The sequence below is a fragment of the Pantoea sp. RG18 genome, from assembly GCF_025910075.1.
Lineage (GTDB): Bacteria > Pseudomonadota > Gammaproteobacteria > Enterobacterales > Enterobacteriaceae > Pantoea > Pantoea agglomerans.
In genome coordinates this window covers 193,656-213,495 of record NZ_JAPCIL010000009.1, presented here as the reverse complement: position 1 = coordinate 213,495, position 19,840 = coordinate 193,656, and the positions used below count along the sequence as shown (strand labels likewise).

The following is a 19,840-nucleotide window of genomic DNA, read 5'->3' as shown; positions in this document are numbered from 1 at the left end:
GGAGAGAGGCGGGCGCCTTCGTTAACAATAGATGTTAACAACGGAGATTAGCGACGAAGGGCAATCGCTTCGATTTCGATCTTCACATCCTTTGGCAGACGCGCCACTTCGACACAGGAACGCGCCGGGAAGTGCGCTTCATGCTCGGTGAAAAACGCCTCATAAGCCGCATTGACCGTGGCGAAGTCATTTAAATCCTTTACGAACACCGTGGTCTTCACGATGTCGCCGACCTTCAGACCCGCTGCTTCAACAATCGCCTTCACATTTTCCAGTGACTGACGCGCCTGTGCGGCAACGTCATCCGCCACCTGGCCGGTCGCCGGATCCACCGGGATCTGACCAGAGGTGATGATCATGCTGCCCAGATCGACACCCTGAACATAGGGGCCGATAGCGGCAGGGGCTTTTTCAGTACTGATTTCACGAGACATCATTGCTCCTTTGATTACGTCGTCAGGCGGCGATGCCGCCGGTGTTGCCCATTATAAGGTCGGGCAGGGCGATTACCAGTGACCCAGCACCACATGGCGGGCGAACTCTTTTTCGCAATATTTGCACTTCAGATGCACATCGTCGGCGCGCTGCTTCACGGCAAAGCTGGAGAAGACCGGCTCGCTGCGGCTGATGCAGTTGCTGTTGGGGCAGGTCAGCACCCGTTCAACGTGGTCCGGCAGCGTCGGGGCGATCTTCGCGACCACTTCATAGTCGTCGATGCGGTTGACCGTAGCATGGGGCGCATAGACCGCCAGCTGATTGACCTGATCGTCGGTGAGAAAGGTATTCTCAATCTTGATCAGATCTTTGCGGCCCATCTCGCCTGAGGGCAGATTCAGGCCAATGGTAATGCGCTGATCGGTTTCGGTCAGCCGGAACAGAGAGAGCAATTTAAAGCCGATCTGCGCCGGAATATGGTCGATGACCGTGCCGCGTTTGATCGCTTCGACCTGCAGTTTGTTGTCCTGCGTCATGGGGGTATCTCCTTACAGGGCGAGTTCGCTGTTTAAAACCAGTGCCAGCAGAGCCTGGCGCGCATAGATGCCGTTACCCGCCTGCTGGAAATACCAGGCATACGGGGTTTTATCGACATCGGTGGTGATTTCGTCGATGCGCGGCAGCGGGTGCAGTACCTTCATATTGTCTCGCGCCGTAGCGAGATCGGCAGCGCGCAGAATGAACTGCGCTTTGACGTTGGCATATTCTGACGGATCGAGCCGCTCTTTCTGCACGCGCGTCATATAGAGGATATCGAGCTGCGGCATCACCTCTTCAAAGCTGTCGTGACGTGACCAGCTGATATTCTTCTCATCCAGCATGTCGGTGATATAGGCTGGCATCGCCAGCGCATCGGGCGCGATAAAGAAGAAGCGGTTGCCGTCAAACTTCGCCAGCGCCTGGGTCAGGGAGTGGACGGTGCGGCCATACTTCAGGTCGCCGACCATCGCCACATTCAGCTGATTAAGACGGCTCTGCGTCTCCTGAATGGTGAAGAGATCAAGCAGCGTCTGGGTCGGATGCTGGTTCGCGCCGTCACCGGCGTTGAGAATCGGGATGCCGCCGGAGAATTCGGTCGCCAGCCGCGCCGCGCCTTCCTGCGGGTGACGCATCACGATCGCATCGACGTAGGTGCTAATCACTGAAATGGTGTCGGCCAGGGTTTCGCCTTTTTTGCCCAGCGACGTATTACTGCCGTCAGCAAAGCCCACCGCTGACGCGCCGAGGCGATGAATGGCGGTTTCAAACGACAGGCGGGTACGGGTCGACGCCTCAAAGAAGCAGCTGGCGATAACCTTGTGCTTCAGCAGTTCCGGCTGCGGGTGGGCTTTCAGCTTTGCGGCGGTGTGCAACGCCATTTCCAGCTCTTCACGACTGAGGTCGTTAATTGAAATAATGTGTTTGCGATATAGCGGGTTAGCCATAGCTTTCTCCTCTGCGCGGCCGGATTGCGGACAAAAAAAAGCCCCTGCTTAAGGGGCTTTTTTAAGATCGGGTCGATGACCGAAAGAAACAGTAGCACCGCCTGCGGTCAGGCGTGATTGAGCGTCAAATTGTCCGCTGTGCTGTAGCATATTTCCTCCGGCAAATTGGGCCGCATTATACCCGTTCGCGGTGGGGCAGCAAGAGGAAAACGTTTGCGCCTGCCTGGCCGATCGGAGGCCAGGCCAGATCAGGCGGATGAATAGGCCGGTATGAGCAGACGCAACTCAGCGTCCTCAGCCGCACGATGCTGGTCGGTCAGCGCTGGCCCAGCGTGGCCACCATTACCGCTTTAATCGTGTGCATCCGGTTCTCAGCCTGGTCGAACACAATGCTGTGTGGTGATTCGAACACCTCGTTGCTCACTTCCATGCCGTTGGGCAGATCGTACTGTTCCGCCATCTGCTGGCCCAGCGTGGTCTGATCGTCGTGGAAGGCGGGCAGACAGTGCAGAAATTTAACCTGCGGGTTGCCGGTCAGATCGAGCATCGCCCGGTTCACCTGATAGTCACGCAGCAGCGCGATACGCTCGGCCCACACCGCTTTGGCTTCGCCCATCGACACCCAGACATCGGTGTAGATAAAGTCAGCGCCTTTCACGCCGTCGGCAATATGTTCGGTGAGGGTAATTTTCCCGCCGGTCTGCTGCGCGGCTGCGCGGCACTGCGCCACCAGTTGCTCCTCTGGCCAGCAGCTCTTTGGTGCCACCAGACGCAGATCCAGCCCCACCTGTGCGGCGGCTTCCAGCATGGTGTTGCCCATGTTGTTGCGCGCATCACCTACATAAACCAGCGTCATCTCGCTGAGTTTTTTGCCCGGCAGATGCTCCTGCATGGTCAGCAGGTCGGCCAGCAGCTGGGTCGGATGAAACTCGGTGGTCAGGCCGTTCCACACCGGCACACCGGCATGTTCCGCCAGCGTTTCCACCAGTTCCTGTCCGTAACCGCGATACTGAATGCCATCATACATCCGGCCCAGCACCCGCGCGGTGTCGCGCATCGACTCTTTATGGCCGATCTGGCTGCCACTCGGGCCAAGATAGGTGACGTTCGCACCCTGATCGTAAGCGGCAACTTCGAAAGAGCATCGGGTACGGGTCGAGTCTTTTTCGAAGATGAGCGCGATGTTTTTACCTTTCAGATGCTGCACTTCCTGGGCACTTTTTTTCGCCCGTTTCAATTCAGCGGAAAGGGTAAGCAGGTGATCAATCTCGGCGGGCGTAAAATCCAGAAGCCTGAGGAAATGGCGCTGATACAGCTGACTCATACAACACTCCGGTAATCATTAAAGTGAATTAAAATTCAATCTAACCGTATGAATATGCATTTTCAAGTGCAGGGCTAATAAACTTTTCGTTTTGTGTAGTGGCGCGACGGGCAGTATGGGAAAATAATTGATTATTGCCGAACTCAGAGAGGATATCGTCATGGCATATGAAGCATTACTGGAAGAGCAGCAGGAAGAGACGCGGCAGATTATCGAAGAGCTGCTGGAGGATGGCAGCGATCCTGATGCGCTCTATACCATCGAGCACCATCTCTCATGCAATAATTTTGATTCGCTGGAAAAAGCGGCCGTTGATGCGTTCAAGCTGGGTTATGAAGTGACCGAGCCGGAAGAGCTGGAGCTGGAAGATGGCACCACCGTGATGTGCGTCGACATCATCAGCGAATCCGCCCTGAAGCCTGAACTGATCGATGTGCAGGTTGAGCAGCTGGTGAACCTGATTGGTAAGTACAACGTCGATTACGACGGCTGGGGCACCTATTTTGAAGATCCCGATGCCGAAGATGAAGATGACGACGCCATCGAAGATGAAGATGATGATGGTATTCGCCACTAAGTAGCCGGGGCGGAGAGTTCTCCGCCTGTCACCCCTGCCACCTGTTTTAACATCATGAACTACGCACCCTTACTTGAACCTATCTATCAGTTTCTGCACTGCCGCACGCCACAGGCCTGGATTGATGAGGCGCGCAAGCCGGAAAATCTGACCCTGCTGTTAACCGACCATCTGGTGTGCGAACTGAAAGCCGCGCAGACCGCGGTGTGGTTGATCCGCAAATATGTTGCCGACAAACCCAGTGGCGACGCCATTCTGGCGTGGCTGAAACCTTATGAAGATTTTATCTTCCGCGAAGATGGCGACAGCGACTTTATCAACGCCCATAAGAACCTGACAAAACGTATCATCGTGCGCAATGCGCTGCCGTGGGCGGATGAGCTGGTGGAGAAGATGGTGCTGCTGATTAAAGAGGAGCTGCATCACTTCTATCAGGTGTGGGAAATTATGCAGTCGCGCGGGCTGGTCTATCAGAAGATCACCTCCAGCCGCTATGCCAAATCGCTGCTGCGCGAAGTCACCACCCATGAACCGGAAACGCTGGTGGATAAGCTGATATGCGGCGCTTACATCGAGGCGCGCTCCTGCGAGCGTTTCGCCAGTCTGGCACCTTATCTTGATGACGAACTGGCGAAGTTCTATCTGTCGCTGTTGCGCTCAGAGGCGCGGCATTATCAGGACTATTTAACCCTGGCGGCGCAGATTGCCACCAGAGATATCACGCCGCGGGTGCAGGTGATTGGGGCAACAGAAGGGCGGTTAATTAGCGAACCCGACAACGAATTACGCTTTCACAGCGGCGTACCGGCGTTCTGATTAGAGTAAACGGCGCTCTTACGATGGCCGTTTATTTTTTATATTGAACCGGGTTGATTTTATTAATAATAAAAAGATAAGTATTAACTGTTAATCTAATATGAACGCGTTACCTCCGAAAAATATAATTTGAGTGACCCCTCACAAAATATTTTATCTCTTCTGTTTTTTCTTTGCGGAATAACTATAGTGCTCTTGCCGGATTAGGATTGTTATTTTTCAAGCAAAACCTGATTCATAACGCCTCTTTGCCAGAGAGGGTTGTGAATCAGGTTTTTTTTTGCACCGGCTATAGCCGGGGAAAAGAATCAGCGACTTTTTTCGCCCGGCCAGTTTTGCTAATAAGCATTTAATGGAAGGAGTCATTAACATGAGGGGAAAGCGCGGTATTCCGTTATTTATTTTACTGTTTTTGCAGCCATCTGGCGCATGGGCTGACTTTTCCGACGCATTATCGTTCTCTGACAATGCTTTCCTGCGTGATTCGCAACTCGATCTCAGACTGCGTAATCACTGGAAGTATCTCAAGGAAAATGAAGCGCAGCCTACCGCTGTTCATAATGCCTGGGGACAGGCGGCAAGCCTGAATTTTCGTTCCGGCTATCAGTGGGACTGGCTGGGTTTCGATGCAACTTATACCCGAACGATCAGGCTGGGAGCCAGCGACTACTTTGCCACGCGCGGCCTGCTTTACGACAGCGGCGGTCATCAGCAAAAAGCTGACGCGCACGGCTTCAGCAAGTTTGGTGAACGCTATCTGAAAGTGAAGCTGGGGGACGCGAATGCGGGATTTAAAGGAAAAGCGGGCTGGCAGGAGTTAAAAAACATCGGCGTGCTGACCACCACGGACCGCTTGTCACGCAACAGTTACTCAGGCTATAGCGGCGCGCTGAACGTGCAGAAGATACGGCTGGATTTGGCTTACGTGACCAAAACGCTTCGCCACGACTCGCCGGAGAGTCTTGCCCTGCAAACCCAGGACCGACGAAAAATTAATGCGATCTATACCGGCGCACTGAGCTATACCGGTGATCGCGGACGTCTCGCCTACGCATTTGGCGAAGCGGAAGCCTACCAGCGGCGTCATGTTATCGAAGCGAATTACTCGCTCTCGCCGGACTGGCGCTTGTCCTCTCAAATTTATGGCAGTCAGGGGCTGGAAAATTATAAAAGCATGGCGGCCAGCAAAAGATCGTACGATAACCACGCGTGGCACTATGTCGGTGAAGCAGACTGGATTAACGACAGATGGACACAGAAATTCGCTGCCGCCTGGACTTCGGCACCCAAACATAATGCGGTGGGATATTATGTGCGTCCGCTGACAAAAAATACCCGTGGGCGTTTCAACGCCCTGACCTCTGCCGGAAAAGATTATACCCGTGATAAAGAACTGGCGCTGGTGTCGCAGACGGAATTTGAAATTTCAAAAGGCATTTTTAGCGGATTTCAGATTAACTATGGACAGTTTAATTACCGTAATACGCGTATACGTTCGGGGGAAGTCGCGCTCATAAACCGCTTCATCGAACCCCATCCGGTCCTGAAGGATTTATCGGTCTTTACGCTATTCGGTTATGGCTGGTCATATAAGAATAATAAAGAAACCCCGGTTTTTAATGCGCAAGGGAAATATATGCGTTCTCCCAGCCTTTCTGCAGAGATCGCGGTTGAATATAAATTAAATCTGTTCAGATAAGGAAAATACGATGAAAAGAATTTTTAAAGCGTTGCTGATTCTTATTGTGGTTGGGGCTGTCGCAGGCGAAGCCCTTGCCGCCGATGTCACTCTCTACGTTACGCGGCACGGTAAAACGATGTTCAACACGGTGCATCGCGCGCAGGGATGGGCAGATACTCCGTTAACGCCAGCGGGCGTGGAGGTGGCGCAAAAGCTGGGACGCGGTCTGCAGACGATCCCGTTTATCGCCGTCTGGTCCAGCGATGCTGGCAGAGCGAGAGAAACCGCGCAGCTTGTGATGCAGGCATGGAAAACGCCGCTGCCGCTGAACGAACGCCGGGAATTGCGGGAAGTGGGCTTTGGCCTGTATGAGGGCGATCTGAATAATAATATGTTGAACGATGCCGCCCATCAGTTGGGATTTGCATCCGACACGGCGCTAATGGAGGCCTATGGCAAAGGCAAGGTTCATGTCGACAGGATCATAGACGCTATCCGGCAGGCGGAAGCGTCAGGCACGCCGGCACTGAAAGGCATTAAATCAGCAGGCATGGCCGAAAGCTATCAGCAGGTTGCGAAGCGAATGGTCGATAGCCTGACTGAGATAGCGCAGCAGGCCCGGCAGCAGGGCGGCGGTAACGTTCTGGTGGTCACGCATGGCCTGGCGATTACAGCGCTACTGCAGGCGCTTGGCGATACGTCGTTAAACCAGACGCTGGACAATGCGAGCGTAACCCGGCTGCGCTATACCGACAGCGGAGAGTTCGTGATTGAATCCATCAACGATATGAGTTACGTAGAGCGCGGCTTATAACTTCCGCAACATACGCACTTCGCAGTCGACATGGCCGGTGCAGCCCATCGCGCTGTCGATATGCTCAAAGCCGAGTGACTCATAAAGTTTAATGGCCCGCGTCAGGCTGGCGGTGGTTTCCAGATAGCAGCGACGGAAACCGTGGCTGCGTGCATGTTCTATCGCCCGCAGCGCCAGTTCGCGTGCCAGACCCTGACCGCGCACCTCTGGCAGAAAGTACATCTTTTGCAGTTCGCAGATATCGGGCGCGCTGCAGGCGAGCGGCGCAACACCGCCGCCGCCGACCACCTTGCCCTGATACTCAACAATCCAGTAGGCGCTCTGTTCGGCACTGTAGAGCTCAAACAGCTGGTCGAGCTGCGGATCGGAAACGGTGTAGCCCTTGTCAGCCGTCAGGCCGAACTCCGCGGAAACATCGCGGATCACCTGGGCGATATGCGGATTATCGGCGGCAGTAATCGGCCGCACCTGAAGGTGCTGAGAGTCAGAAATCATGTGGGAGTTGAGCTATGTAAATCGGTTAGACATTTACCAGAAGTAACATTATCGTCATGTAAAAGCAATATTCCTGACAATGCAGGGAGGCTTTAAAAGCGTCATGTTTTTTAATGTCACTTGAAAATCTGTTTTATCATTTACACCTTACTATGTTCAGTAATAAGGAATTGTTTCTATCTTCTGGTCTTAATAGTGCTGATTACTTCACAATCAATTTGTTTGTCTTAATTGATGTAAATCAAAAATGCTGACTGCTACTCCTGTAAGTTAATATCTTTAACGCTAATTAAAGGATTAATTTCATGGCAATTCCAGCTTACCTATGGCTGAAAGATGATGGTGGCGCAGATATCAAAGGATCAGTTGACGTCCAACATCGAGAAGGAAGTATTGAAGTACTTAGTTTCATGCATGGTTTGAGCATACCGGTCGATCCTCACACCGGTAAACTCACAGGGACGCGTGTTCATAGTGCATTAGAATTCGAAAAAGAATTCGACTCATCCAGCCCTTATCTCTATAAAGCAGTCTCCTCCGGGCAAACACTCAGGTCAGCTGAAATAAAATGGTACCGTATTAATCACGCTGGCCAGGAAGAGGAGTACTTCAATATGTTCATTGAAGGAGTGAAAGTGGTGTCGGTTAATCCACTCATGCATAACATCAAATCCATTGAAAATATGAACCATCTTGAGTCAGTAACGCTGCGCTATGAAAAAATCACCTGGAAGTACTGTGATGGCAATATTCAGCACTCCGATTCATGGAAGGAACGCACATAATTCAACTATCAATGGCGCAGCAATTCTGTGAGTCATTTTAAGGAGCGTGTATGACATGGGTCTATGACGTCAGAAAGCGATCTTTTACACGAGATGGTGTCTATAAATTCGATGCGTTATATGCCGGGGCTGAAGGATATAAAGACGATCCTGCATTAGCATGTGAGGTGAACAAAGGTCCTTTGCCAGCAGGAAAGTATAAGATTGCCAGTCCTATGGCAAAGCATCCTACAGCCGGACGATTTGTTCTCCGTCTGATACCTTATGCGGGTAACAATATGTGTGGTCGCGCCGGATTTCTTATTCATGGAGATAACGGCTTTGGTACCGCTTCGAATGGCTGTATTGTCGCGTCTTTCAATGTAAGAAAAAGTATTGCGGATAGCGGCGACAGGGAGTTAATAGTGAAATGAAATGGCTCATTATTTTGCTATTAGCATTGTTTTCCGTCTCCTGTTCATCAGGAAGGTTCAATTCTGCAGAACATGTTTTGTCAGATAAAGTGATTACGGCATCCCGCAATAATGACAGCAGTTCACTTTCAGATGCTGATTATGACAAGATAACAGAATATCTTTCTCAGGGCCGGACACGCTGGATTGAACTTTACCCCATTCTTAATCGATCGCCATTCTTAGGCGCAACCTCTTTTCAGGAAGGTCTGGACATCGCGATGGCCTATGCCTTACCTGAAAATCCTGGCGCGGTAATGAAATACGTTAATCAAGGCAATGTTAATAAGCTATGCGGCATGCCATTTATTGAGCTGACTCCGGATGAAACAGATGCGTACTTTTTAAAAGCCCGCACGGCGCTTACTCAGTTAACGTCAGAAAGTGACCGGGAAAAAAGATGCCTGTCTGTATTAGAAAAGAGTCATGATCATCTTGCTGCTGAAACAAGGACGAGAAGGGTGTCATCGAAAAAATGATATAAAAAACCCCGCGCCAGAGCGCGGGGTTTTTTTCAGAGCGAGGAATCAATCAGAGCGCCGCAATGACCGCCTGCTGTTCAATCAGTTTTGCTTTTGATTGTTGCAGGTCCGCTACGCGTTCGCGCTCTTTCGCCACCACCGCTTCCGGGGCACGCGAAACAAAGCCTTCGTTCGCCAGCTTGGTCTCGATCTTCTCGATTTCTACATCCAGCTTAACCAGCTCTTTCGCCAGACGCTCCAGCTCGGCGGTTTTATCCACCAGATCCGCCATCGGGATCAACAGCTCTGCGCCTTCGACCAGTTTGGTCACCGACACCGGACCTTTCTCGCCCGCAGGCAGAATGGTCAGGCTTTCCAGACGCGCCAGGCGCGACAGGAAGTTGCGGTTGGCTTCAACGCGACGCAGTGCCGCAGGCGAGCAGTCACGCAGCAGCACATCCAGCGGCTTGCTCAGTGCGATGTTCATCTCGGCACGGATATTACGCACCGCCACGATCGCCTGCTTCATCCACTCGATGTCCGCTTTCGCTTCGGCATCTTCTTTCGCCGCATCGTACTGCGGGAAAGGCTGCAGCATGATGGTGTCGTCGCTGATATTTTTCAGCCCCTTCACGCGCTGCCAGATGGTTTCAGTGATAAACGGAATGATCGGATGCGCCAGACGCAGCAGCGCTTCCAGCACGTGAACCAGCGTATGACGGGTGCCACGCAGTTCAGATTCACTGCCGCTGTTCATGACCGGCTTGGTCAGCTCCAGATACCAGTCGCAGAACTGGTTCCAGGTGAAGTCATACAGCAGGTTAGCCGCGATATCGAAACGGTAGCTATCCAGCGCTTCACGGTACGCTTTCACCGTGTTGTTGAACTCGGTCAGGATCCAGCGATCTGCCAGCGACAGCGTCATTTCGCCGCCATTCTGTCCGCAATCCTGCTCTTCGGTGTTCATCAGCACAAAGCGGCTGGCGTTCCACAGCTTGTTACAGAAGTTGCGATAGCCTTCCAGGCGCTTCATGTCCCAGTTGATGTCGCGACCGGTAGAGGCCAGCGCCGCCAGGGTGAAACGCAGCGCATCGGTGCCTGATGGCTCGATGCCGTCCGGGAACTGCTTCTCGGTACGTTTGCGGATTTTCTCCGCCAGCTGTGGCTGCATCATGTTGCCGGTGCGTTTTTCCAGCAGTGCTTCCAGTGAAATGCCGTCGACCATATCCAGCGGGTCAATCACGTTGCCCTTGGATTTCGACATCTTCTGACCTTCTTCATCACGGATCAGACCGGTCATGTAGACGGTTTTAAACGGTACCTGTGGTTTGCCGTTTTCATCTTTGATGAAGTGCATGGTCAGCATGATCATGCGGGCAATCCAGAAGAAGATGATGTCGAAGCCGCTGACCAGCACACTGGTCGGATGGAAAGTACGCAGCGCTTCGGTGTTTTCCGGCCAGCCCAGGGTGGAGAAGGTCCACAGACCTGAGGAGAACCAGGTATCCAGCACGTCATCATCCTGACGCAGCGCCACATCGGCGGCCAGGTTGTTCTCAGCGCGCACTTCGTCTTCGGTGCGGCCGACGTAGACGTTACCGTTGTCGTCATACCACGCCGGGATGCGGTGACCCCACCAGAGCTGACGGGAGATACACCAGTCCTGAATATCGCGCATCCAGGAGAAGTACATGTTTTCGTACTGCTTCGGTACAAACTGGATGTCGCCGTTTTCAACGGCTTCAACCGCGACTTTCGCCAGCGGTGCGGTACGCACATACCACTGGTCAGTCAGCATCGGCTCGATAACCACGCCGCCACGGTCGCCGTAAGGCACGGTCAGATCGTGGGGTTTGATCTCTTCAAGCAGGCCGAGTTCATCGACAGCGGCAACAATCGCTTTGCGCGCCGCGAAGCGTTCCATGTTCTGGAAAGCCGCCGGGATCTCATCGGAACAGGCATCGCTGGCTTCGCCATTGGTGTCATACACCTGAGCACGGTCGCGGATATCGCCGTCGAAGGTCAGGATGTTGATCATCGGCAGTTTGTGACGACGGCCGACTTCATAGTCGTTGAAGTCATGCGCCGGGGTGATCTTGACGCAGCCGGTGCCTTTTTCCATGTCGGCATGTTCGTCGCCAACGATAGGGATCAGGCGGCCAACCAGCGGCAGCATCACAAATTTGCCGATCAGATCTTTGTAACGTGGATCTTCCGGGTTAACGGCGACGCCGGTATCACCCAGCAGGGTTTCCGGACGGGTGGTGGCGACCACCAGGTAATCTTTGCCGTCGGCGGTTTTTGCGCCGTCAGCCAGTGGATAGCGGATATGCCACATCGAGCCTTTGCTCTCGCGGTTTTCCACTTCCAAATCGGAGATTGCGGTACGCAGTTTTGGATCCCAGTTCACCAGGCGTTTGCCACGGTAGATCAGGTTCTCTTTATAGAGGCGAACAAACACCTCTTTCACGGCGTTGGAAAGGCCATCGTCCATGGTGAAGCGCTCGCGCTCCCAGTCGACGGAGTTGCCCAGACGGCGCATCTGGCGGGTGATGGTGCCGCCGGACTCTGCTTTCCACTGCCAGATTTTGTCGATGAACGCATCACGGCCATAGTCCTGGCGCGTCTTGCCCTCTTCAGCCGCAATTTTGCGCTCAACTACCATCTGCGTGGCGATGCCCGCGTGGTCAGTACCGGCCTGCCACAGGGTATTTTTCCCCTGCATGCGCTGGTAACGGATCATGGTGTCCATGATGGTTTGCTGGAAGGCGTGACCCATGTGCAAGCTACCGGTGACGTTCGGCGGCGGGATCATGATGCAAAAGCTTTCCTGGCTGGTATCGCCATTCGGTTTGAAGTAGCCCTGCTTTTCCCAATGCTCGTAAAGCGGCTGCTCGATATCTTGCGGGTTATATGTCTTTTCCATTTCTGCTATGTCGTTTGCGGCTGTGGTGGCGCTGCCGTATTCAATTGGAATCCAACGCTGCGATACGCTTTATAGCGGTCGCGCGCCAGTTGTTTGAGCGTGTCTTCGTAAGGAACGAAGTCTATCACTTCATGGAAAGCAGTAGCAAAATCTGCGAAGTGGGGCAGCAGGCTAATCAGCAGGTCACGCGGTGAACTGCCGCGACGCTGTGGCCAGGCCAGCTCAACCGGCGCACCGTAGCGCGGGCCTTCACCCGCCAGGTTATGCGGCACGAAGGCGTTTGCCGGTCGTTGCCACAGCGCTTCGTCAAGTCGAATGGCTTGCTGTTCATCTTCGCAGGCGATCAACACCCGCTTTCCGGCCCGCCAGCGTGTTTCCGCCAGATTGCACACCAGCGCTTCAACGGCGCTAAGGCCATCGCTCGTTGCATCGGTTTCCAGCACGTAGAAGGTTGCGTTTTTCATCGGTTTGCTCATCAGAAGATCAAGGGCGGAATGATATCCGCCCTTGCTGTCAGAAAAGAGGGCGCTTAATCGTCGCCGTTCAATCCTGCCCGATTCAACAGAAATTGCGACAGCATCGGCACCGGACGTCCGGTGGCGCCTTTGGCCTTGCCGGAGCGCCAGGCGGTACCGGCGATATCCAGGTGTGCCCAGTTATATTTGCGGGCAAAGCGTGCCAGGAAGCAGGCGGCGGTAATCGCGCCGCCGGGACGGCCACCAATGTTCGCCATATCGGCAAAGTTGGACTCCAGCTGCTCCTGGAACTCATCCGCCATCGGCAGACGCCAGGCGCGATCGCCTGACTGCTCCGAGGCGCTGATCAGCTCATGCGCCAGCGGATTGTGGTTCGACAGCAGGCCGCTGATGTGATGACCCAGCGCAATCACGCAGGCACCGGTCAGCGTCGCAACGTCAATCACCACTTCCGGATCGAAACGTTCAACATAGGTCAGCGCATCGCACAGGACCAGGCGGCCTTCGGCATCGGTGTTCAGCACCTCAACCGTCTGGCCAGACATGGTGGTCAGCACGTCGCCCGGACGCATCGATCGGCCATCCGGCATGTTTTCACAGCCCGCCAGCACGCCAACCACGTTCAGCGGCAGATTCAGCTCTGCCACCATACGCATCACGCCATAGACGGCGGCCGCGCCGCACATGTCATACTTCATTTCGTCCATGCTGTCGGCAGGCTTGATGGAGATGCCGCCGGAGTCAAAGGTCAGCCCTTTACCCACCAGCACAATCGGACGCGCTTCCGCATCCGGATTGCCTTTGTACTCAATTACCGACATCAGCGATTCGTTTTGCGAACCGGCCCCGACAGCGAGATAGGCGTTCATGCCCAACTCTTTCATCTGCTGTTCGCCAATGACGCGGGTGGTGACATTTTTGCTGAAGGCATCCGCCAGCTGACGCGCCTGTGACGCCAGATAGGCGGCGTTACAGATATTAGGTGGCATGTTGCCGAGATCTTTAGCCGCTTTCATACCGGCCGCGACTGCTAATCCATGCTGGATCGCCCGTTCGCCGCTGGTCAGTTCACGGCGGGTCGGCACGTTAAAGACCAGCTTGCGCAGCGGACGACGTGGCTCCGCTTTGTTACTTTTCAGCTGGTCAAAGTTGTAGAGCGCCTCTTTTGAGGTCTCTACTGCCTGACGCACTTTCCAGTAGGTGTTGCGGCCTTTGACATGCAGTTCGGTCAGGAAGCAGACCGCTTCCATTGAGCCGGTGTCGTTGAGCGTGTTAATGGTTTTCTGAATGACCTGCTTGTACTGGCGTTCATCCAGCTCACGCTCTTTACCGCAGCCAATCAGCAGAATACGCTCGGACAGGATATTTGGCACATGATGCAGCAGCAGTGTCTGGCCCACTTTTCCTTCCAGCTCGCCGCGGCGCAGCAGGGCGCTGATGTAGCCGTCGCTGATTTTATCCAGCTGCTCGGCAATCGGTGACAGACGACGCGGTTCGAAAACGCCAACGACAATGCAGGCACTGCGCTGTTTTTCCGGGCTTCCGCTTTTTACACTGAACTCCATGCACTCTCCTGAATCTTAAAGACAACGGCCGCTGCTGCCGCTAGAATGTAGCGCGCTCATGACCCATTTATTCATCGTCGCAGCATGACATTCTGCTGCTGGAGGTCATAATGAATCAGGGTGACAAGATGTTGTTTTTTCACCACCCGGACGCGTTTTTCATACAAATTTAGCTACGGCGACGGCCATTGATGAAGAAAAATGGCTGATAAGCGTTGAAACTAGCGATTTTCCTGCAAAAAGACAAGTTTTCACAGGCGTACTAAGCGTGATCATCATTAGATATCTGGTTCGGGAAACGCTCAAAAGCCAGCTGGCTATCCTGTTTATCCTGCTACTCATCTTCTTTTGTCAGAAGTTAGTCAGGATCCTGGGTGCCGCGGTGGATGGCGAAGTGCCGACAAACCTCGTTCTGACCTTGTTAGGACTCGGTGTGCCTCAAATGGCACAACTTATACTGCCCTTAAGTCTGTTTCTGGCGATCCTGATGACGCTGGGGCGGCTCTACACGGAAAGTGAAATTACCGTGATGCACGCCTGCGGCCTGAGTAAGGCCGTCCTGGTGAAAGCGGCGATGGTACTGATGCTGTTTACCTCGATAGTGGCGGCCGTGAACGTCATCTGGCTGGGGCCGTGGTCATCCCGCTATCAGGATGAGGTGACGCAGAACGCCAAAGCGAACCCGGGCGCGGCGGCAATGGCTGCCGGGCAGTTCCAGACCTCCAGCGACGGCAGCGCCGTGCTGTTTGTCGAGGATGTGAAGGGCAACAACTTTGGTAACGTGTTCCTGGCGCAGTTACGGCCAAAGGGTAACGCGCGACCGTCGGTGGTGCTGGCTGACAGCGGTCACATGGAGCAGCATAAAGATGGCTCGCAGGTGGTGACGCTGGATAAAGGCACCCGTTTTGAGGGCACCGCTCTGCTGCGTGATTTCCGTATCACCGACTTCACCAATTATCAGGCCATTGTGGGTTATAAAGCGGCAACGCTCGATCCTAACGATGCAGAACAGGCGAGTCTGACTGACCTGTTCGCGAATAAGACACCTGAGTTTCAGGCCGAGCTGCACTGGCGTCTGACGCTGGTGTTTGCGGTGCTGGTGATGGCGCTGATGGTGGTGCCGCTCAGCGTGGTGAACCCACGTCAGGGGCGCGTGCTGTCGATGCTGCCCGCCATGATGCTCTATCTGATTTTCTTCCTGTTGCAGAGCTCGCTGAAGTCGAGCGGCGCGAAAGGGCGGCTCGATCCGGCGCTCTGGATGTGGGTGGTGAATATCAGCTATCTGGTGCTGGCGGTGCTCCTTAACCTGTGGGATACGGTGCCGATGCGTCGGATTCGCGCCCGCTTTACCCGCGGAGGGTCGGTCTGATGTTTCGCGTACTTGACCGCTATATCGGTAAAACCATTTTCAATACCATTATGCTGACGCTGTTCATGCTGGTGTCGCTTTCCGGCATCATCAAGTTCGTCGATCAGCTGCGCAAGACCGGCCAGGGCAGCTACAACGCGCTGAGTGCCGGTTACTACACCCTGCTGAGCGTACCCAAAGATATTGAGATCTTTTTCCCGATGGCGGCTCTGTTGGGTGCACTGCTGGGACTGGGCGCGCTGGCGCAGCGCAGTGAACTGGTGGTGATGCAGGCGGCGGGCTTTACCCGCATGCAGGTTGCGCTGTCAGTGATGAAAACGGCGATTCCGCTGGTGTTGCTGACCATGGCGATAGGTGAGTTTGTTGCGCCGTCGGGCGAGCAGATGGCGCGTAATTACCGGGCGCAGCAGCTTTACGGTGGCGCACTGGTCTCGACGCAGAACGGTCTGTGGGCGAAAGATGGCAATAGCTTTATCTTTATCGAGCGCATTAAAGGCGACAACGAAATTGATGGCGTGAGCATCTACAGCTTTAACGATCAGCGTCGTCTGCAGAGCGTGCGTTACGCGGCGACGGCGACCTGGGATGCGGCTAAGAAGCGCTGGATACTGTCGCAGGTTGATGAGTCTAACCTGACCGATCCTAAACAGATTACCGGTTCACAGAGCCTGAGTGGCGAGTGGAAAACCAATCTGACGCCGGACAAGCTGGGTGTGGTTGCGCTGGATCCGGACGCGTTATCGATTCGCGGTCTGCATAGCTACAGTAAATATCTGAAGCAGAGCGGCCAGGAGTCGGGACGTTATCAGCTGAATATGTGGAGCAAAATCTTCCAGCCGCTGTCGGTGGCGGTGATGATGCTGATGGCGCTGTCGTTTATCTTCGGACCGCTGCGTAGCGTGTCGATGGGTGTGCGTGTCGTAACCGGTATCAGTTTTGGCTTCCTGTTCTACGTGCTGGACCAGATTTTCGGTCCGCTGAGCCTGGTTTACGGTCTGCCGCCGATTCTGGGAGCGATTCTGCCGAGTTTTGCGTTCTTCGCTATCAGTATGTTTATGTTGATTAAGCGGCGCTAAGCGCAATGAATGCAGTAAAAGAAAAGGCCGCGCAAGCGGCCTTTTTTGTGACCGGTGTTCAGGCTCAGAGCAGGCTCCCATCGCTTTACGTTTTGCAGCCGTGTGGGAGTAACTGTTTCAGCGGCTTTATTCTGCGCTGATGCCCTGTTTATGCGGAGTGCCGGGTCGTCTCTTTCAGTGTCCTGATAAGTTGCTCTCTGTTCAGGGCTACACAATAGGCGGGCGTCCCACGCTCGAAACGCCAGCCTTCCGCTAATGCTCCCGCATCCACGGCATCAAATCCAAAGGCTTCATATAATGCCGTGGCGGTCGCTTTCCCTTCGCTATCATCCCCCGCCAGCGGTAACGCCTGCCGGTTGGCATCGCCCGGCGGCAGGCCCTGCGTTTCAAGATCGGTCATGCGGATGGCATTGAATGCCTTGGTGACGCGGCTGTCAGGAAGCAGGCGGGCAAGCCGTTCACTGGTGCTGATGCGGCCATTGAGCAGCTCTTCAATTTCGCCATCGCGGTCGGGATAGTAATTGACCGCATCAAGCACGATTTTTCCCCGCAATTCTGTGGCCGGAAGTTGTTCCGTTGCCGTGAGCGGCACGGCAATCACCACCACGTCGCCGAACTCTGCGGCCTCGGTGGCGGTGCCGGTTTCACAGCCAATCATCGGTTTCAGGCTGAACAGCGTTCGTGGATCGCGCGAGTTGCTGAGCATCACCTGATGTCCTGCCTGAATCGCCAGTTTTGCAATCGCCCGGCCAACAAAGCCTGCGCCAATAATGCCTATTTTCATACGTTTCTCCTTGATGAGTTTCACGCACTGACCTTAATTAAAAACAGGAGGTGAATAAATCGACAAACAGACGCAATATAAACAACCAACAGGAGGGAATCATGGATCGGCTTACCAGCATGAACGTGTTCGTTACCGTCGCGGAATCGGGCTCGTTTGCCGCAGCCGCCGGGCATTTGCAAATCTCACCGCAGATGGTGGCGAAGCATATCGCCATGCTGGAGAAGCATCTCGGTACGCTGCTTCTGCATCGCACCACCCGACGACAAAGTCTGACGGATGTGGGCCGCAACTATTTCGAACGCTGCAAAATCGTGCTGGCAGAGGTGCAGGAAGCGGATGCGATCGCGCTGGATATGCAGCAGCGGCCGTCCGGTACGCTGAAGGTCAGCGCCCCGGTCACGTTTGGTTCTTTTAGCCTGGCGCCGTTTGTGACCCGCTATCTTGACCGATTTCCGGAAACGCAGGTCGATCTTGAACTCAGCGATCGGCTGGTCGATCCGTTTGAAGAGGGTTATGAGGTGGTGATCCGGATTGGTGCGCTGGCGGACAGTTCGATCATCGCCCACCCACTGCAGCCCTACCGGCTGATAGCCTGCGCGTCGCCAGCCTATCTGGCGCGGCACGGTGTTCCCGCCACGCCAGCGGAGCTGGTGAACCACGCCTGTCTCGTTTATGGCATCTGGTCGCCCTCAAAACCCTGCCGCTGGGTATTCAGTCAGGCCGGTAAGGTTGAAGAGGTGCATCCGCAGGGGCGCATGCGATCAAATGACTGGAAAGCGCTGCTGCATGCGGCGCTGGAGGGTTATGGCATTACCCTGGGGCCGGCCACCATTCTCTCTGAAGAGATCAGACAGGGCCGGCTGGTCCAGGTGCTGCCCGATTATGCCGGGCCAGCACGACCCATGCATGTGCTGATCCCGGCGGGCCGCCGCCAGACGGTGAAAATCCGCAGCTTTGTTAGCGCCATTATCACCGAGTTTGGCCTCTATCCACCCACATCTGGCTAAACCAGGCGGTTATCTGCTCAGCAGCGGCAGTAACTGGGGCAGCTGCGACAACAGGTAGAGGATCAGCCCGATGGTGCCGCCAACCAGCGTGCCGTTGATGCGGATAAACTGCAGATCTTTGCCGATATTAAGTTCGATCTGCTGCGACATGTCGCGTGCATCCCAGCTCTTCACGGTGTCGCTGATGTGGCGCGTCAGGAAGCCAGCAAACTCTGGCGCAACGCTGCGTGCGGCCTGTTCCAGATGCTGATTCATCGAGTCACGCAGCGCCGGGTCGGCCGCCAGGGTTTCACCCAGCCACAATGCTGCACCGCGTACTTTCTCCTGCACCCGTGAATCATCGCTGCTGAGATCCGCCTTGAGCCAGTTGCGCATATCATTCCACAGTTCGCCGATATAGCGGTTAAAGGAAGCATCCTCTTTCAGCCAGCCTTTGATCTCCTCGGCACGCTCTGCCATTTCCGGGTCGTTCTGCAGTTTAACGATCAGTTTGTCGACCGCCCGATTGAAGCCGAGGCGTAGCTCATGCCCCTGATCCAGCGCCACATCATCCAGCAGTGAATCGACTGCGTTTGCCACCAGCTCGGCGCTGTGCTCGCCCAGCCATTCGGTCGGCAACATTTTGGCTTTAATCGGATGCTCGCGTTTCAGCCAGCGCACCAGCTGCATGGCAATAAACTCGCGGGTACTGGGCTTATGCAGCAGCTTCAGCAGCTGTTCGATTGCCGCGTCCAGCAGCGCCTGATGACGGTTGTTTTTCGTCAGGCTCTCCAGCAGCAGGGCGCTGGTCTGGCTGAGATCGACCTTGTCGATGGCGCGATGTACTGCGCGGCGCATAAAATTCTGGATCCGGGTGTCATCGGTCAGGTCCAGGAAGCCGCGCATCACCTGCAGCAGATGGCGGCCAATGCGGTCAGCATTGCCCGGCGCATTCAGCCATTGCGCCAGCAGGTTGGAAGGATCGTGACGGCGAATCAGATTCAGCAGCGAGTCGGTATCAAGAAACTTCTCCTGCACAAAGCGACCGAGGTTTTCACCGATACGATCTTTGTTGCGCGGAATGATGGCGGTATGACGCGAGATAAAGGGCACCGGCACGCGCCGGAACAGTGCGACCACCGCGAACCAGTCCGCCAGCGCGCCGACCATCGCAGCTTCCGCAATCGCTTTTACGCCGCTGACCCAGAAGCCGGGCGGCAGAAAAAGCGTAACGATAAAGGTAATTGCAGCCAGCAGTAACAGCAGCAGCGCCAGACGTTTCGTCCGTTTCAGTTCGTGTTGTTTATCCATATCCTGATCTTAGCAGAGAG

Annotated in this window: 20 protein-coding genes; 10 read left to right on the top strand and 10 right to left on the bottom strand. The window is 54.7% G+C overall.

What is annotated here, in order from left to right; genetic code table 11:
• Window positions 1-47: 47 nt before the first annotated feature.
• The 4 genes from ridA to argF all read right to left on the bottom strand — a co-directional run bounded on the left by ridA (window position 48) and on the right by argF (window position 3,243).
• Window positions 48-434 carry a 2-iminobutanoate/2-iminopropanoate deaminase gene (gene ridA, locus OK409_RS12060; protein ID WP_010251687.1) on the bottom strand — a complete coding sequence of 129 codons (387 nt, stop codon included), beginning with the start codon at window positions 432-434 and terminating at the stop codon, window positions 48-50.
• 72 nt (window positions 435-506) lie between these two features.
• Window positions 507-971, bottom strand: a complete 465-nt coding sequence (pyrI, locus tag OK409_RS12055) for an aspartate carbamoyltransferase regulatory subunit (RefSeq protein ID WP_010251684.1) — start codon at window positions 969-971, stop codon at window positions 507-509.
• 12 nt (window positions 972-983) lie between these two features.
• Window positions 984-1,919 carry an aspartate carbamoyltransferase gene (gene pyrB, locus OK409_RS12050; protein WP_264367109.1) on the bottom strand — a complete coding sequence of 312 codons (936 nt, stop codon included), beginning with the start codon at window positions 1,917-1,919 and terminating at the stop codon, window positions 984-986.
• Window positions 1,920-2,235: 316 nt separating this feature from the next.
• On the bottom strand, window positions 2,236-3,243 hold the full coding sequence (argF, locus tag OK409_RS12045) for an ornithine carbamoyltransferase (protein WP_033780487.1): 1,008 nt from the start codon (window positions 3,241-3,243) through the stop codon (window positions 2,236-2,238).
• Window positions 3,244-3,403: 160 nt separating this feature from the next.
• Here argF and rraB point away from each other — a divergent pair, with 160 nt between their 5' ends.
• The 4 genes from rraB (at window position 3,404) to OK409_RS12025 (ending at window position 7,131) form a co-directional block, all read left to right on the top strand.
• Window positions 3,404-3,820, top strand: a complete 417-nt coding sequence (gene rraB, locus OK409_RS12040) for a ribonuclease E inhibitor RraB (protein WP_010251675.1) — start codon at window positions 3,404-3,406, stop codon at window positions 3,818-3,820.
• 54 nt (window positions 3,821-3,874) lie between these two features.
• On the top strand, window positions 3,875-4,636 hold the full coding sequence (gene miaE, locus OK409_RS12035; protein ID WP_010671789.1) for a tRNA isopentenyl-2-thiomethyl-A-37 hydroxylase MiaE: 762 nt from the start codon (window positions 3,875-3,877) through the stop codon (window positions 4,634-4,636).
• Window positions 4,637-5,006: 370 nt separating this feature from the next.
• A complete protein-coding gene (locus OK409_RS12030) occupies window positions 5,007-6,335 on the top strand; it encodes a hypothetical protein (RefSeq protein ID WP_192033827.1) in 1,329 nt (442 codons plus the stop codon).
• Between the two features lie 10 nt (window positions 6,336-6,345).
• Window positions 6,346-7,131, top strand: coding sequence for a histidine phosphatase family protein (locus tag OK409_RS12025; protein ID WP_179256850.1), 786 nt, complete (start codon window positions 6,346-6,348; stop codon window positions 7,129-7,131).
• On the opposite strand, the gene OK409_RS12020 is transcribed toward OK409_RS12025, so the two are convergent.
• Window positions 7,126-7,626 carry a GNAT family N-acetyltransferase gene (locus OK409_RS12020; RefSeq protein WP_010671786.1) on the bottom strand — a complete coding sequence of 167 codons (501 nt, stop codon included), beginning with the start codon at window positions 7,624-7,626 and terminating at the stop codon, window positions 7,126-7,128. The two genes, OK409_RS12025 and OK409_RS12020, sit on opposite strands and share 6 nt — an antisense overlap.
• A gap of 305 nt (window positions 7,627-7,931) precedes the next feature.
• Between OK409_RS12020 and OK409_RS12015 the strand changes: the two genes are divergently transcribed.
• The 3 genes from OK409_RS12015 to OK409_RS12005 are packed head-to-tail and all read left to right on the top strand — an operon-like array spanning window position 7,932 to window position 9,342.
• On the top strand, window positions 7,932-8,411 hold the full coding sequence (locus tag OK409_RS12015; protein WP_010671785.1) for an Hcp family type VI secretion system effector: 480 nt from the start codon (window positions 7,932-7,934) through the stop codon (window positions 8,409-8,411).
• A 50-nt stretch (window positions 8,412-8,461) separates the two neighbouring features.
• Window positions 8,462-8,824 carry a tlde1 domain-containing protein gene (locus OK409_RS12010; RefSeq protein ID WP_010671784.1) on the top strand — a complete coding sequence of 121 codons (363 nt, stop codon included), beginning with the start codon at window positions 8,462-8,464 and terminating at the stop codon, window positions 8,822-8,824.
• Window positions 8,821-9,342, top strand: coding sequence for a hypothetical protein (locus OK409_RS12005; RefSeq protein WP_052061771.1), 522 nt, complete (start codon window positions 8,821-8,823; stop codon window positions 9,340-9,342). Before OK409_RS12010 ends, OK409_RS12005 begins: the two co-directional genes overlap by 4 nt.
• Window positions 9,343-9,394: 52 nt before the next feature.
• On the opposite strand, the gene OK409_RS12000 is transcribed toward OK409_RS12005, so the two are convergent.
• The 3 genes from OK409_RS12000 to pepA all read right to left on the bottom strand — a co-directional run bounded on the left by OK409_RS12000 (window position 9,395) and on the right by pepA (window position 14,291).
• A complete protein-coding gene (locus tag OK409_RS12000; RefSeq protein ID WP_010671782.1) occupies window positions 9,395-12,250 on the bottom strand; it encodes a valine--tRNA ligase in 2,856 nt (951 codons plus the stop codon).
• Window positions 12,251-12,255: 5 nt separating this feature from the next.
• Window positions 12,256-12,714 (bottom strand): DNA polymerase III subunit chi, encoded by a 459-nt coding sequence (locus OK409_RS11995; RefSeq protein WP_010251657.1) that lies wholly within the window; start codon window positions 12,712-12,714, stop codon window positions 12,256-12,258.
• A gap of 65 nt (window positions 12,715-12,779) precedes the next feature.
• Complete coding sequence (gene pepA / locus OK409_RS11990) at window positions 12,780-14,291, bottom strand: leucyl aminopeptidase (protein ID WP_010251654.1); 1,512 nt, start codon at window positions 14,289-14,291, stop codon at window positions 12,780-12,782.
• Window positions 14,292-14,559: 268 nt separating this feature from the next.
• Between pepA and lptF the strand changes: the two genes are divergently transcribed.
• Together lptF and lptG are read left to right on the top strand one after the other, a co-directional pair.
• Window positions 14,560-15,660, top strand: a complete 1,101-nt coding sequence (gene lptF, locus OK409_RS11985; RefSeq protein WP_010671780.1) for an LPS export ABC transporter permease LptF — start codon at window positions 14,560-14,562, stop codon at window positions 15,658-15,660.
• A complete protein-coding gene (lptG, locus tag OK409_RS11980) occupies window positions 15,660-16,736 on the top strand; it encodes an LPS export ABC transporter permease LptG (RefSeq protein ID WP_010251648.1) in 1,077 nt (358 codons plus the stop codon). The genes lptF and lptG overlap by 1 nt, the downstream gene beginning before the upstream one ends.
• 148 nt (window positions 16,737-16,884) lie before the next feature.
• On the opposite strand, the gene OK409_RS11975 is transcribed toward lptG, so the two are convergent.
• Window positions 16,885-17,520 (bottom strand): NADPH-dependent F420 reductase, encoded by a 636-nt coding sequence (locus OK409_RS11975; protein WP_264367108.1) that lies wholly within the window; start codon window positions 17,518-17,520, stop codon window positions 16,885-16,887.
• 101 nt (window positions 17,521-17,621) lie between these two features.
• Here OK409_RS11975 and OK409_RS11970 point away from each other — a divergent pair, with 101 nt between their 5' ends.
• Entirely contained in the window at window positions 17,622-18,530 is a 909-nt protein-coding gene (locus OK409_RS11970; protein WP_083070279.1) for a LysR family transcriptional regulator, read from the top strand.
• A gap of 9 nt (window positions 18,531-18,539) precedes the next feature.
• On the opposite strand, the gene OK409_RS11965 is transcribed toward OK409_RS11970, so the two are convergent.
• Window positions 18,540-19,820 (bottom strand): DUF445 domain-containing protein, encoded by a 1,281-nt coding sequence (locus OK409_RS11965; protein WP_033759683.1) that lies wholly within the window; start codon window positions 19,818-19,820, stop codon window positions 18,540-18,542.
• Between the last annotated feature and the right edge of the window lie 20 nt (window positions 19,821-19,840).